This window comes from Mycobacterium sp. 1423905.2 (assembly GCF_001673155.1).
GTDB lineage: Bacteria > Actinomycetota > Actinomycetes > Mycobacteriales > Mycobacteriaceae > Mycobacterium.
In genome coordinates this window covers 1-14,757 of record NZ_LZLE01000362.1, presented here as the reverse complement: position 1 = coordinate 14,757, position 14,757 = coordinate 1, and the positions used below count along the sequence as shown (strand labels likewise).

General features: G+C 65.1%; 12 protein-coding genes and 1 pseudogene. 10 read left to right on the top strand and 3 right to left on the bottom strand.

Features of this window, described 5'->3' with window-relative positions; genetic code table 11:
- The 8 genes and pseudogenes from A9W95_RS26605 to A9W95_RS25035 all read left to right on the top strand — a co-directional run.
- Positions 1-172: alpha/beta fold hydrolase (locus A9W95_RS26605; protein WP_371328125.1), on the top strand; the 172-nt coding region annotated here is incomplete at its 5' end.
- Positions 172-1,872, top strand: coding sequence for a bifunctional 3-(3-hydroxy-phenyl)propionate/3-hydroxycinnamic acid hydroxylase (locus A9W95_RS25065; RefSeq protein ID WP_067418951.1), 1,701 nt, complete (start codon positions 172-174; stop codon positions 1,870-1,872). The genes A9W95_RS26605 and A9W95_RS25065, both read left to right, overlap by 1 nt.
- Entirely contained in the window at positions 1,820-2,740 is a 921-nt protein-coding gene (locus A9W95_RS25060; RefSeq protein WP_067418950.1) for a 3-carboxyethylcatechol 2,3-dioxygenase, read from the top strand. Before A9W95_RS25065 ends, A9W95_RS25060 begins: the two co-directional genes overlap by 53 nt.
- Positions 2,737-4,479, top strand: coding sequence for an FAD-binding protein (locus tag A9W95_RS25055; protein ID WP_067418949.1), 1,743 nt, complete (start codon positions 2,737-2,739; stop codon positions 4,477-4,479). The genes A9W95_RS25060 and A9W95_RS25055 overlap by 4 nt, the downstream gene beginning before the upstream one ends.
- A gap of 3 nt (positions 4,480-4,482) precedes the next feature.
- Positions 4,483-5,787 (top strand): LLM class flavin-dependent oxidoreductase, encoded by a 1,305-nt coding sequence (locus A9W95_RS25050; protein ID WP_067418947.1) that lies wholly within the window; start codon positions 4,483-4,485, stop codon positions 5,785-5,787.
- A 27-nt stretch (positions 5,788-5,814) separates the two neighbouring features.
- Positions 5,815-6,641 (top strand): annotated as a pseudogene (locus tag A9W95_RS25045) (coniferyl-alcohol dehydrogenase).
- Positions 6,629-7,618: a cyclase family protein gene (locus A9W95_RS25040; protein ID WP_067418944.1), complete on the top strand. Its 990-nt coding sequence runs from the start codon at positions 6,629-6,631 to the stop codon at positions 7,616-7,618. The pseudogene A9W95_RS25045 and the gene A9W95_RS25040 overlap by 13 nt, the downstream one beginning before the upstream one ends.
- Positions 7,615-8,433, top strand: coding sequence for an alpha/beta fold hydrolase (locus A9W95_RS25035; protein WP_067418942.1), 819 nt, complete (start codon positions 7,615-7,617; stop codon positions 8,431-8,433). The genes A9W95_RS25040 and A9W95_RS25035 overlap by 4 nt, the downstream gene beginning before the upstream one ends.
- A gap of 98 nt (positions 8,434-8,531) precedes the next feature.
- Here the strand turns inward: A9W95_RS25035 and A9W95_RS25030 are convergent, their stop codons facing one another.
- From A9W95_RS25030 to A9W95_RS25020, 3 genes are all read right to left on the bottom strand, one after another.
- Entirely contained in the window at positions 8,532-9,254 is a 723-nt protein-coding gene (locus A9W95_RS25030) for an SDR family NAD(P)-dependent oxidoreductase (RefSeq protein WP_067418941.1), read from the bottom strand.
- 9 nt (positions 9,255-9,263) lie between these two features.
- Positions 9,264-10,034 (bottom strand): SDR family oxidoreductase, encoded by a 771-nt coding sequence (locus A9W95_RS25025; protein ID WP_067418940.1) that lies wholly within the window; start codon positions 10,032-10,034, stop codon positions 9,264-9,266.
- A 103-nt stretch (positions 10,035-10,137) separates the two neighbouring features.
- The gene (locus A9W95_RS25020) at positions 10,138-12,927 is read right to left on the bottom strand and encodes an AAA family ATPase (protein ID WP_371328124.1); all 2,790 of its coding nucleotides are present in this window, start codon (positions 12,925-12,927) and stop codon (positions 10,138-10,140) included.
- A 107-nt stretch (positions 12,928-13,034) separates the two neighbouring features.
- Between A9W95_RS25020 and A9W95_RS25015 the strand changes: the two genes are divergently transcribed.
- Positions 13,035-13,859 carry an SDR family NAD(P)-dependent oxidoreductase gene (locus A9W95_RS25015; RefSeq protein ID WP_067418937.1) on the top strand — a complete coding sequence of 275 codons (825 nt, stop codon included), beginning with the start codon at positions 13,035-13,037 and terminating at the stop codon, positions 13,857-13,859.
- A gap of 146 nt (positions 13,860-14,005) precedes the next feature.
- The coding region (locus A9W95_RS25010; RefSeq protein WP_156746399.1) for an MFS transporter at positions 14,006-14,757 on the top strand (752 nt) is incomplete at its 3' end.

The window sequence follows — 14,757 nt, the reverse complement described above, 5'->3', positions numbered from 1 at the left end:
GGTGTTGTGGACCAGCGACGACCCGACCGCCGACGTTCCAGAGGGCCGCCGCATCGCGTCCATGATCCCCGGCGCCCGGTTCGAGGTGATGACCGGTTGTGGTCATTGGCCGCAGTACGAGGACGCCAAGACGTTCAATCGACTGCACATCGACTTCCTGCTGGGGCGCTGATGGCTGCCGCCGGTCCGCAGGGTGACGTCGACGTGGTCGTGGTTGGTGCCGGACCGGTCGGGCTGACGCTGGCCAATATCCTTGGCTTGCAAGGCGTGCGCACTCTGGTGGTCGAAGAACGGTCGACGCTGATCGACTATCCCCGCGGGGTTGGTTTGGACGACGAGGCGTTGCGCACCTTCCAGGCCATCGGACTGGTCGATCGGATCCTGCCGCACACCGTGCCCAACCAGATCCTGCGGTTCTTCGATGCCAAGCGTCGCATACTTGCCGAGATGGCACCACCCGACGCGCGATTCGGTTGGCCCAAGCGCAACGGCTTCGTGCAGCCCCTGGTTGACGCGGAATTGCTCGGCGGATTGGAAAGATTCGATCACGTCGAGGTGTGGTGGGACCACCCGATGATCTCTTGTGAACAAAGTGCGGACGCGGTAACCGTGGCACTGGGCGGCGCGGAGCCGGTTGCGGTGCGGGCGCGTTACGTGGTCGGCTGCGACGGCGGACGTAGCAAGACCCGCGCAATGATGGGTGTCTCCTTTGACGGAACCACCTCACCGACACGATGGTTGGTCGTCGACATCGCCAACGACCCGCTGGGCCACCCGAACAGTGAGGTTGGTGCCGATCCAGAACGTCCGTATGCCTCCATTTCCATCGCACACGGAATTCGCCGGTTCGAGTTCATGATTCACGCCGAGGAGTCCGACGAGCAAGCACAGGACCCGGCGTTCCTGCGGGAGATGCTCGCGCGCATGGTCCCGCATCCGGACCGGGTGGAAGTGATCCGGCGCCGGGTCTACACCCACCACTCCCGGATCGCCGGCAACTTCCGCAGCGGCAGACTCATGTTGGCCGGTGACGCGGCGCATCTGATGCCGGTATGGCAGGGGCAGGGCTACAACAGCGGAATCCGCGACGCCGCCAATCTGGGCTGGAAGCTGGCCGCGGTGGTGAAGGGGCAGGCCGGCGAGCAGTTGCTGGACACCTATGACATGGAGCGGCGCAAACACGCCCGGGCGATGATCGACCTGTCCACGATGGTGGGCCGCGTCATCTCACCGACCAACCGCAAGGTCGCGCGAGCGCGCGACATCGTGGTACGCGCGGGCTCGATCGTGCCCACGCTCAAGCGGTATGTGCTGGAGATGCGGTTCAAGCCGATGCCCCGTTATGAACGTGGCGCCGTGGTGCACTCGGAGCCCCGAAATCCCGGGTCGCCGGTCGGCACGTTGTTCGTTCAGCCTCGCGTGGATACTCGCTCGCAGCAAAACCTACTGCTCGACGACGTGCTGGGCACCTGGTTTGCGGTGTTGTGCTGGAACAACGATCCCCGCAAGATCCTCGGCGGTGACGCATTCGACGCGTGGAAAGCGTTGGGCGCGCGTTTCTTCGCGCTGCGTCCGGTGACACAGCTGTACTGGGCTGGGCACGACGATCCCGACGTGGTGATCGTGGGCGACCGATCCGGTGGCTTGAAAGCCTGGTTCGATGCTTACCAAGAATCGGTCGTGTTCTTGCGGCCCGACCGCTGCATCGCCGGAGCCTGCATCGCCCAGCTGGCGCCGGAGTTGAGCGCTGCGCTGCTAGACACCCTCACCCTCAGACCGGAAGGGGGTGAAGTCGGAAATGACACTGGCACTGTGCTGTATGTCCCACAGCCCACTGCTGAATCTACCGGGGCCGTCGCAGGACCTACTTGACGACATCAGTGCGGCCATCGCGCAGGCGCGCGACTTCGTCACCGCCTACGACCCGGAACTCGTCGTCATCTTCTCCCCGGACCACTACAACGGATTCTTCTACAAAGCCATGCCGCCGTTCTGCATCGGACTGCGCGCCACCGGTGTTGGCGACTACGGGACACACGCCGGCCCACTGGATGTGCCCGAAGACATCGCCGCGCAATGTGCCCAAGCCGTGCTGAACGATGGTGTGGACGTCGCGGTGTCGGCCAGCATGGACGTCGACCACGGCACCGTCCAACCGCTGGAAAAACTGCTGGGGTCAGCCCTCGCACGTCCGGTTTTGCCGGTGTTCATCAATGCCATTGCCGCGCCGCTCGGCCCGATACATCGCTGCCGGGCGCTGGGCGCCGCGGTCGGAGACTTCCTCACCGGCCTGAACAAGCGCGTACTCGTCGTCGGATCTGGCGGGCTCTCGCACAGTCCGCCAGTACCGACTCTCGCCACCGCTGCCCCCGCGGTCGTCGACCGCATCGTGCACGGCCGCGCAATGACGGCTGAGCAGCGGCAGGCTCGCCAGACCGCGGTCATCGAGGCGGCCAAGCGCTTCGCCGGGGGAGACAGCGACCTGCAGCCACTCAATCCCGTTTGGGACCAACGGTTCTTGGAGTTGATCGACGGCGGCTACCTCGATGACCTCGACCAGTGGTCCAACTCGTTCATCACCCATGAAGGTGGCAGTTCGGGGCACGAGATCCGGACCTGGATAGCGGCTTTCGCTGCGCTGGCGACCGCAGGCCGGTACCGCACTACGAATCGGTATTACAAGAAGGCTCCGGAACTGATCGCCGGATTCGCCATCAGAACGGCGGCACCAGGCGTATGACCTCTGCCGGTACCGATGTCTTTGACCACATCGTCGACGTCCTCGTCGTCGGATCCGGCGGTGGCGGCATGACGGCCGCACTGACCGCGCACCGCGCCGGCTTAGAAACCCTGGTCGTCGAGAAGTCAAGCCACTTCGGCGGATCCACCGCCCTCTCGGGTGGCGGCATCTGGGTTCCGGGAGCACCGGCACAGCGCAGGGAAGGCTATGCTCCCTCACCCGAGGGCGTCGTCGAATATCTGCGGCAGATCACCGACGGTCTGGTCAGTGAGGCCCGCATCCGGCAGTACGTCGAATCCGCGCCGCAGATGCTGGAGTTTTTGGAGCGACTGTCGCCTTGGCTCCGGTTCGTCTGGAAGCCCGGCTATGCCGACTACTATCCCGAGTTACCCGGTGGATCCACACTGGGCAGCACCATCAACGTGCCACCCATTGATCTACGCAAACTGGGCGAGGACGAACAGACGTTGCTGCAGCCGTTGGCGCTGGCTCCGAAAGGAATCTGGCTCGGCCCCAAAGAATTGCGGTCGTTCTATCGCATCCGGCAATCATGGGCCGGCAAAGGCGTGCTGGTGAAGCTGATCGCTCGGATGGTGCGCGCGAGGGTGTTCGACGAGCGCATGGCGGCGATCGGCCAATCCCTGGCGGCGAGGTTGCGACTCGCCATGCGGGATCGCGACATCCCGCTGTGGCTGGACAGTCCGCTGGCCGAATTGGTCACCGGCGCCGACGGTTCGGTGACCGGTGCGGTGGTACGACGCGGCGACATCACCCAGCGGATCGGCGCGCGGTGCGGGGTCATCCTGGCCACCGGAGGCTTCGACCACGACTTGGCCTGGCGTAAAGAACACCAGCCCGCCTTGGAACAGGATTGGAGCTTCGGCAATCCCGCGGCCATGGGCGACGGCATCCGCGCTGGACAGCAGGTTGGCGCGGCCGCCGAGCTGCTCGACGAGGCCTGGTGGTTTCCCGCGATGCAATGGCCCGATGGTCGCATGCAATTCATGCTCAACGAGCGGATGATGCCGGCACAATTCATCGTCAACGGTGCGGGCAAACGTTTCATCAACGAAGCCGCACCGTACATGGACTTCGGCCACGCCATGCTCGAAGGACAGAAAACCGGTGTCACGCACATCCCATGCTGGCTGATCACCGACCACCGGTCCTTCAATCGGTACGTGATCGGCGGGCATCTGCCCATTCCCAAAGTCCCCGGTGCTCCGGTGCCTACCGGACGCAGAATACCGGCGGCCTGGCTTGAGTCCGGCGTGGTGAAGGCCGCTGGCAGTTGGGACGAACTGGCCGCCAAGATCGGCGTCCCGGCCGATGCCTTGCGTCAAACCGCTTGCCGATTCAACAAATTGGCACGCAGCGGCCACGACGACGACTTCAATCGCGGCGACAGCGTCTACGACAACTACTACGGCGACCCGACCCTGCCCAACCCCAACCTGTATCCGCTGGGCGATCCGCCGTACTACGCCTTCCGGATCGTGTTGGGTGATTTGGGCACATCCGGTGGTCTGCGCACCGACGAATTCGCCAGGGTGCTGCGGACGGATGACACCGTGGTGGCCGGTCTGTATGCGGTAGGCAACACGTCGGCGCCGGTCATGGGCCGAAGTTACGCCGGAGCCGGGGCAACCATCGGTCCGGCCATGACCTTCGGCTTCGTCGCGGCCAAACATGTTGCCACGCAGGCCGCCTCTCGGACCCTTAATTCTCATAGGAGGTAGAAAATGAAGATCTCACTGTTCTACGAGTTCGCTTTGCCGCGACCGTGGCAGCCCGACGACGAACGGGTGTTGCTGCAGGAGTGCCTAGACGAGGTAGAAGCCGCGGACCGGGCCGGCTTTTCCACCGTTTGGCTCACCGAGCACCACTTCCTCGAGGAGTATTGCCACTCCACAGCGCCCGAGATCTTTTTGGCTGCGGCGAGCCAGCGGACCAAGAACATCCGGCTCGGCTTCGGCATCATGCACCTCCCGCCCGCGGTGAACCACCCCGCCCGAGTGGCCGAGCGCATCGCCACCCTTGATCTGCTGTCCAATGGACGGGTTGAGTTCGGCACCGGAGAGTCGTCGTCGGTGGGTGAGCTGGGCGGGTTCAACATCGATCCCGCCGACAAACGGTCACAATGGGAAGAAGCCCTCGAGGTGGCCATCCGCTGCATGATCGAGGAGCCGTTCTCGGGTTTCAAGGGCAACCACATCGAGATGCCGGCCCGCAACGTCATTCCCAAGCCCATGCAGAAGCCCCATCCGCCCGTATGGGTCGCCTGTACCCGACCGGCCAGCGTCCAGATGGCGGCCCAGAAGTGCATCGGCGCACTGAGTTTCGCCTACACCGGACCTGGACCGCTGACGGAGCGGGTGAACGGTTACTACAAGGAATTCGAGGAAAGCGGCGTCCCGGTCACGCCCCAGATCAACCCGAACATCTTGGCCATCGGCGGGGACTTGTCCATGATGGTCGCCAAGACCGACGAACAAGCGCTAGATCGGCTCGGTGAAGGCGGCGGGTTCTTCTCGTTCGGCATCATGCACTACTACATGACCGGCGTGCACACCCCGGGTCGGACCGGGGTGTGGGACCGGTATCTGGAAGAGGTGAAGAAGGATCCGACGCTGGCCTACGGCCCGGGCCGCGGAGCCATCGGCTCGCCGGCGACGGTGCGTGAGTTCCTGCGCGGTTACGAAGAGAGCGGGGTCGACGAAATCATCCTGCTACTCAACCCGCGCAGCCATGAGGGCACCATGGAATCCATTGAGCTGATGGGCAAAGAAGTGTTACCGGAGTTCATCGAGCGAGACGAGAAAGCGGTGGCCGACAAGAAAACCCGACTCGCGCCGATCATCGAGAAGGTAGAAGGTCGCCGACCTGAATCCACCGCACCGCAATTCGACGAACAGTATTCCTTCGGTGGCTTACCGACCGGTCGCGGCGGCAAGTTCACCGCCAGCGAGATTCCCGAGGCGATGGCCGAGATCAACGAAGGTCGGGTCCAGGCGGCCCAGCGACTCAAAGAACAGCAAGGCAAGTGAGACCGTTCGACCTGCCGAGTTCCCGCGTTGGGTGACTCAGACCAACTGTTTCGCTACGACGGCCGCCGCGCGTTAGTGACCGGCTGCGCCTCAGGGATTGGCGCAGCGCTGGTGCGGCAGCTCACCGACCTGGGCGCGGAGGTCATCGGTCTGGACAAGTACCCACCCGCGTTCGGCCTCAGGCAATTCCACGAAGTCGACCTCGCCAACACGGCTTCCATCGACGACGCCGTGTCTTCGGTCGGCGGTCGCGTCGACGCGCTGTTCAACGTCGCCGGGGTGTCGTCGGGAATCGGTGATCCCCTACTGGTCGTCGCCATCAACTTTTTGGGCCTGCGCCACCTTACCGAGGCCCTGGTCACCACCATGCCGGCGGGCTCGGCAATCGTCAGTGTGTCATCGCTGGCCGCGGCGCAGTACCGCGAACATCAATCGGAGGTGATGCCGCTGTTGCGCACCGCGACCATGCAAGAAGGCATCGATTGGTGCCGGCAGCACCCGCAAGCCTTGGGCACGGGCTACCAATTATCCAAGGAAGCCATCATTCTGTACACCACGCGAATGACCACCGCCCTGGGCGCACGGGGCATTCGGATCAACTGCACTGGACCGGGTGTCACCGAGACGCCGATCCTGAACCAATTGCGCACTGCCTACGGTCAAAGCTTCCTCGACGACATACCCAAACCGTTGGGCCGGGTGTCGGACGCAGCCGAGCAGGCGGCGCCGTTGTTGTTTCTTAATTCCCCGGCCGCAAGCTACATTTCGGGTCAGGTCGTGTGGGTGGACGGCGGCGCCGTGGGTGCAGCGGTCGCCGGTGAGCCCGAGGGGGGGTAGCACCATGGCCAGCCTGAACGAATTCCGTCGGGTTGCTCGCGACGTCTCGAACTGGGGGCGCTGGGGAGCTCAGGACGAGTTGGGCACGCTCAACTTCATTACCGACGAGAAAGTTCAGCAAGCGGCGAGCCTGGTCCGGCACGGGAAGGTCTTTGCGCTCGGCGTCGACTTTGGATCGTCCGGTCCGCAAGGCGCATTCCAGTTTCGGCACAATCCCATACTGGTCATGACGGTCGACGGCGGCGACGCCAACACACTGGCTCAATACGGGCCCGCGTGGACACGCAACCCGACGGCCAAACAGGTGGGTGGCTACCTCGTCGACAATCTGTTCCGCTTCAACGAAGACATGATCATCATGCCGTTGCAGGCGGCCACCCAGTGGGATGCACTGTCGCACGTCTATTACGAAGACAAACTCTACAACGGCTTCCCGGCCACCTCGGTGACCAGCATGGGGGCCTACCACTGCGGGATCGACAAGGTCGACGTCAAGGGCATCACCTCGCGGGGAGTGTTGTTGGACGTCGTGCGCCACCGGGGAGCGGAAGTCTTTCTCGAACAGGGTAATCCGATCACTCCCGAAGAGTTGGACGACGTCGCTCGCGGCCAGGGCGTGACGATTCAGCGGGGTGACATAGTGTTGGTCCGCACGGGATGGTGGACGAGGTATGGCCAAACAGGCAACAAGACCGAGCCTTTCTCGGGCCTGCACTGGCGGTGTGCGGCGTGGCTGCACGACCACGAAGTTGCGGCCGTCGCCTCCGACAACCTTCAGGTAGAAGATCTGGTGCCCGACGTCGAGGGCGCTTTTCTGCCCTTGCACCTGCTGTGCCTACGCGACATGGGAATGATGCTCGGTGAGTACTGGGATTTCACCGCGTTGGCGCAAGACTGTGCGGCCGACGGTGTGTACGAGTTCCAGCTCATCGCCCCGCCAATGAGATTCGTTGGCGCCGTGGGATCCCCGGTCAATCCCATTGCGATCAAATGACCTTCGACCGCAAAACTGTCCTCGTCGACGGCCTGGTAACCAGCTACCTCGAAGCCGGACACGGCGAACCGGTGGTGTTGTTGCATGGCGGAGAGTTTGGCGCCAGCGCCGAACTCGGCTGGGAGCAAACCGTTGCGGTTCTCGCCGAACACTATCGAGTGCTGGCTCCCGACCAGCTCGGCTTTGGTCAATCGGCGAAGGTTATCGACTTCGTCGCCAGCCGCGCCATGCGAATCCGACACGTCGCGCGGTTTTGCGAGCTGCTTGGCGTGGGTTCGGCCCACTTCGCCGGAAACTCCATGGGCGCAATCAACTTGCTCACCGACGTGACCTCGCAGCAGCCCCAGCTGCCGGTGCGCAGCATGGTCATCATCTGCGGCGGTGGCGAAATCCAGCAGAACCGGCACTTCGAGGCGCTGCAGAATTACGACGCGACCCTGCCTGCCATGCGCAGCATCGTCGAGGCATTGTTCTACGACGCCCGATACCCCGCAGACGAGGACTACGTGCGGCGCCGCTACGAATCGAGCATCGCACCCGGATCGTGGGAAGCCGTTGCTGCGGCGCGGTTTCGCCGTCCGGGCGCCGCCCCACCGACGGTCCCGTCGACTGCCCGGGCATATGAACGAATCACCGTACCGACCCTTGTCGTCGAGGGTGGCAACGACAAGCTGTTACCCCCAGGATGGGCGGCGCAGATCGCCGCGGCCATCCGCGGTGGACGGTCGGTAGTGGTCGACGGCGCCGGGCACTGCCCGCAAATAGAGCAGTCCCAGACGGTCAACACCTTGCTGCTGGATTTCTTCGCCAGATAAAGCGGAGCCTAACCGGCCGCCATAAAGCAGCCGAGTGTAGTTCTGGGTGCGGTCGGATCCGGCGCTTAGTCGAGTCCGAACACGGCCAGTGTCCTACATCAGACCGCTGCGCCGCCGCCGTCGACGTGCAAAGTGGAGCCGGTGATGAAGCTGGCGCGCGGGGAGCACAGAAACAGCACGGCTTCGGCGATCTCGGCCGCAAAAGCGGTGCGCCGCAACGGAAGCGCCTTGCCGAGTTCCTCGTTGGTCTCACCCCACGCCGCGGTCACCCCCGCAGTGCGGGTGGGTCCGGGCGCAACACTGTTCACCCGAACCCCGCTCGGGCCGAACTCGGCAGCCCAACTACGAGTGAGCGATTCCAGGGCAGCCTTGGACGCGCTGTAGCCCGACGCGCCCGCCACACCCTTGGACGCCACCATGGTGGTGATGTTGACGATGCTGCCGCGACCACGGCGCAGCATTCCCGGCACCAGGCCGGCAACCAGGAAGTAGGCGCCGCGAACATTGGTATCGAACATCGCCTCGAAGGCCGCCATGTCTTGTTCCACCGTCAACGCCGCGGGATAACTGGCGGCGTTGTTGACGATGATGTCAACCTGGCCGCATTGTTGCACAAGCAAATTCACCGATTCGGCATCGGACATGTCGGTTCGGACGAACCGCGCATCGCCGCCGATGGTGGCGGTCGCTTGCGCACCGCGGGCGGGATCACGGCCCGAGACGATCACCGTGGCCCCTTCGCTGGCGAGCAACCGCGCCGACTCCAAACCGATGCCCGCCGTTCCGCCGGTGACTACGGCGGTGTGGTCAAGCAATTCCATGCCCACCTCCTAGCGGGCATTACTGGGTAGGTGGTCGGCAGCCCAGTCACTGAAGTGAGTCGGGAATATCGTCACGTCTTCGTCCTCGACGGGCACGATGCTGCGGTCGTCGAGCAGCGCACCGAAGTAGCCGGCGGTGGGGTCGGTGACGACCTGGCGGGGATCGCCGTGGGCCGCCAAGCCGATTCGAACGAAGTCGTCCATGCCGAACTTATCCGGTCCGGCGATGTTGGTGATGCCGTTGAGCGGCGGTCCGCTGGCGACCTTGGTGACGGCGGTGGCGACGTCCTCGGCGGCGATGGGCTGGATGGCCGCATCGTGCGAGAGGCGCACTGTCTCGCCGTCGCTGGCCGAGTCGGCGATGCCCTTGACGAATTCGAAGAACTGCGTGGCCCGGACGATCGAGTACGGCTGACCGGACTCGCGGATCAGCTTCTCCTGAGCGTCTTTGGCGCGCAGGTAGCCGCTTTCCGGCACCCGGTCGGTGCCGACGATGGACAACGCGACGTGATGGCCTACGCCGGCCGCGCGTTCGGCCTCGAGCAGGTTCCTGGTGGATGCGGTGAAGAAATTCATCACATCGTCGTCGGCGAAAGAAGGCGAATTCGATACGTCGACAACCGTGTTTACTCCGGCAACCGCGTCCGCCACGCCTTCGCCCGTCACGGTGTTCACCCCGGAACTGGGCGAGGCCGGAATCGCTTCGTGTCCCGCTTCGGTGAGCATGGTGACCACCTGTGACCCGATCAGTCCCGTGCCACCGACTACCAGAACCCTCATCTTTCTGCCCCTTCGCTGTCTGCTGAACTGGTGCTTCCAGCATCGACCAACCGGTGACCGATTGGAGCCCTTGATAGTCCGTAGTCCTGGTTGTCCGGGGGAGTCAGTTCTTGGCGCCCCGCAGTTGCCGGCGTGACTTGATGCCCAGCTTGGCGAACACCTTGCGCAGGTGCCATTCCACGGTGTGCGTGCTGATGAACAACTGCGCCGCGATCTCCGCATTGGTAAACCCGTCACCGGCGAGCTTGGCGATCTGCGCCTCCTGCGCGGTGAGTGCGCCTGGCGGCGGCCCGCCGCTTCCCGACGATCGTTTGCTCACCTGCTTGCCGGTCACCAACAGTTCGCGGCGGGCGCGTTCGGCGAAGGCTTCGGCGCCCATGCGCCCGAACATTTCGTGGGCGGTGTGCAACTCGGTACGGGCGTCGACGCGGCGGTTGCACCGGCGCAGCCACTCACCGTAGAGCAGATGCCCGCGAGCGAGCTGAACGACCACCCGGGTTCGTTCCAGTCGTTCGATAGCCTCCCGATAGTGGGCTTCGGCGGCGTTGTCGTCGGCCAACAACGCCCTTGACCGGGCCAACACCCCTGCAGCCCAATCGGTGTGGACAACGGCGGTCCGTTCCTCAAGCTGGCGCAGTGCTTGCGTCGCCGCGGCGCGGTCACCGGCTCGCACGCCGGCTTCCACCAGCTCGAGCAGGCACCAACCGAACAGGCCCAGATCCTCGTCTTCACACGCCTGCCGGGCCGCTGCCAGGGCTTCGTCGTAGCGGCCCAACCCGTTGCACAGAACCGCCGATGCATACCGTGTCAAGCCGATGACCCGACCTTCTCCGCGGGCGACTCCATCACTGGCGGCGGTCTCGATAAGCTTCGCCGCCTCGGCTTCGGCCCCGCGTAGCGCGGCGAGTAACACCGAGTGGTACTTCACCGGCGCGTAACCGGTCGCCGCTGAAATGGCGTCGGCCTCCTCGATCAACACGCGAGCCGCGGCGAACTCACCGGCCTGAACGTGGACACCGGCGCGGTAGACCAACGCATGCGGAAGCACGGCCAATGCGCCGGCGTCCCGGGCCAGCCGCACGGCATGCTCGGCCAGCTGATGCCACGTCTGGTCATCCCACACCTCGTGGACGGCGGACTCTTGGACGATCGGGAAGGCTTGCCAGAACCACCGCATGATGTCACCGTCGGTGCGTCCGGCCGCGGAACAGATCAGCTGCAACGCCTCACGCAGTGGCCGCACACTTGCGGCGAGTCCCTCGGTGACCCGCAGTGTGATGCCATCGAGCAGCACGTCGACCGGCCGCGCTGGCGTGGGGCCGGCCGGTGCCTGTGCGGCGGTTGCCGCCGTCATCTGCATACCGCCGTACGGGCACAACCGGCCACCGAACATCGCCGCGCCCACCGCTTCGAGATAGGTTTCCCGGGCCTGCGCGTCATCGAGGGTGTGCAGTCGCTTCGCCGCGTCCAGCAACCCGACGGCGGCATCGGAAACCGTGGGTGCTTGCGGGTCGCCGCTGCGGCTCCGGGCGAACGTGATCTGGGCGCGCAACTGCACCAGGCGGGCACGCTGCAGCTCGTCGAGCGTCGCCGAGTCGGCGATGGTCAACAGCTCGTCGGCGGCGTCGAACGCCGCCGCCGCTCGCTTGGCCTGGGCTGCCGCCAGCGCTCGGGCACCTCGGCGTACCGGGTCGGCGGTCAACGCGGTAGCCCGCTCCAGGAAGGCGGCCGCCGCGGCCACGCCGCCTCTGGCCTGGGCACGCTCGGCGGAACGCTCGAGCTGCACGGCCACGGACTCGTCGGGGCCCGGCGCGGCAAGGGCGAGATGCCATGCGCGCCGGTCGGGGTCGACGTCACCGTCGGTGGCTTCGGCCAATGCCTGATGAACCCGACGACGTTCCATCAGACCCGCCGCCCGATAGGCCGCCGAACGCACCAGCGGATGACGGAAACGCACCCGAGTGCCCACTTCGACCAGACCCGACGCTTCGGCACCGATTACCGCGTCCCCGGAAAGGCCCAGGCCCGCGGCGGCGCGCAGCAACAAGCCTGCGTCGCCCACCGGTTCGGCGGCTGCGGTCAGCAACAGCTGTTGGCTCTGTTGTGACAGCGCTTGGATGCGCCGCAGGAAGGTCTGCTCGATCTGTCCGGCCAGTGGCCGCGCGTCCGGGCGCCCGAAGCCGCCGGCGAGTTCTTCGACTGTCAGCCCCTTGGGCAGTTCCAGTAGGGCCAACGGGTTGCCGCGTGTTTCGGCGATGATCCGCTCGCGCACCTGGTTGTCCATCCGGCCGAGGATGACCGAATCCAGCAAGGCCCGGGCGTCACCTGCGGCCAAGCCTTGCACCCGCAGTTCCGGCAACCCGGTCAGTTCGTCGTCGAACCCATCGCGCACCGCGAAGATCATCGCTACGGGCTCGGCAATGAGCCGGCGTGCCACGAAAGCCAGGGTTTGCGCGGAGACATGATCGATCCACTGTGCGTCGTCAACGAGGAAGATCAACGGCTGGCCTCCGGTAGCCGCGCCGATCAGACTCAGCACAGCCAGTCCCACCAGGAAACGGTCCGGCGCAGGCCCCGTCCGACGGCCGAACGCGATGTCCAGCGCGTCGCGTTGCGGCTCCGGCAGGTTGTCGTGCCAATCGAGCAGCGGCGCGCACAGTTGCTGCAGCGCGGCGAAGGCGAGTTCCATTTCGGACTCGACGCCCGCCACTCGTGCTGTGCGGAACCCGGGAGCACGCTCGGACACGAAGTCGAGCAACGCTGTCTTGCCGATCCCGGCTTCGCCGCGCAGCACCAGTACCTGACTTTGTCCGGATCGCGCCGCAGACGTCAGACGCTCTAGGGTCGTGCACTCCGCGCGCCGACCCCGCAAACGTAGTGCTGTGTCGGTCACAGATACCGCCGCAGGTAGGAGTTGAGCTTTGACCTTACCGATCACCCCGCCACCCGACTTAAATCAACTGCTTGACTTAAGACGCCGGTCGCCGATTAACTCGTCGTGTGGTCAACGATCTGGATGGCAAAGTTGCCGTCGTCACTGGTGGCGCCTCGGGTATCGGCCGGGGCCTGGTCGAGCGGTTCGTGGCAGCCGGGGCCCGTGTCGTTGTCGCCGACGTGCAAGAAAATCTGGGCCGCGACCTTGCTGGCGCGTTGGGTCCTTCCGCATGGTTTCAGCGGGCCGACGTCTCCGATCCCGAACAAGTTGGCGCACTTGTCACTACGGCGGTCGAGAAATTCGGCGGCCTGCACGTCATGGTCAACAATGCCGGCGTGTCGGGGACCATGCATCGCCGGTTCCTCGACGACGACCTGGCCGATTTTCACCGAGTCATGGCGGTCAATGTGCTGGGTGTGATGGCGGGGACCCGAGATGCCGCCCGGCACATGGCCGATCACGGTGGAGGATCGATCATCAACCTGACCTCGATCGGCGGGATTCAGGCAGGCGGTGGTGTGATGACGTACCGGGCGTCCAAGGCGGCGGTCATCCAATTTACCAAGTCAGCCGCAATCGAATTGGCGCACTGGGAAATACGCGTCAACGCGATCGCGCCGGGCAACATCCCGACAGGCATCTTGGCGAGCGGGGTAGCCAATATGGATGCCGAGCAGATTGCGGAGTATGAAGCCCGAACACGCCAGACGATGCGCGACGATCGGCCGCTGAAGCGCGAGGGCACGCCGGACGATGTCGCCGAAGCGGCCCTGTACTTGGCCAGCGAGCGGTCACGCTATGTCACCGGAATCGTGTTACCGGTGGACGGCGGCACGGCCGCGGGCAAGGTGATCCGCTCGCGCAAGCAGCAGGCGCCGCGGCAGGGCTGACTCACTGCAACTGCTGCGGCCCACCCGGGTTGCCGAGCGCGCCGGCGGGTATCCGCGCGGTTCGTTGGTTTGAACTGGGGGCGGGTGAGTTGACTTCATCGAAGAGCGCGGTGAGCCGGTACGCGTCCGGTCAGTTGACCGGGACGGTGCTCATCGTCGCACTGGTGCCGGCCATCTCCGGCGCGTTGTACGGCTACGACACCGGGATCATTTCCGGCGCTCTGTTACGCATCACCAAAGACTTCGGCATTGCCGCGGGATGGAAGCAGGTGATCGCCGCCAGCATTCTGCTGGGCGCAGTGATCGGCGCCCTGGTGTGCAGCTACCTCTCCGACCGGCGCGGTCGCAGAACCACGCTGGTGATGCTCGCGGCCGTCTTCGTCGTCGGTGCGCTGTGGTGCGCCCTGGCGCCCAACCCGGTGTTGTTGTCGCTGGGGCGGGTGGTGCTGGGTTTCGCGGTGGGAGGGGCGACCCAAACGGCGCCCATCTACGTAGCCGAGCTGGCCCCGAAGAAGTACCGCGGCCGGCTGGTGCTGTGTTTCCAAATCGCCATCGGGGTCGGCATATTGATTGCGACCGTCGTCGGGGCGTCGGAATCGATCCCGTGGCGCTGGGCGATCGGGGTCGCTGCGGTCCCCGGTGCGGTGATGCTGGGTCTGCTCCTGCGGCTGCCCGAGAGCCCGAGGTGGTTGGTCAAGCGCGGTGATCTCGACACGGCGCACCACATGCTCGAGCGCACCCGCCCAGCCGGTTACGACGTCGCCGAAGAACTCGGCGAGATGGCGCAATTAGCTCTCGCTGAGCAGACCGCCAGCGCCCGTGGCTGGGCCGGGCTGCGTGAGCGGTGGGTACGTCCGGCGCTGATCCTCGGGTGCGGCATCGCCGTCTTCACCCAACT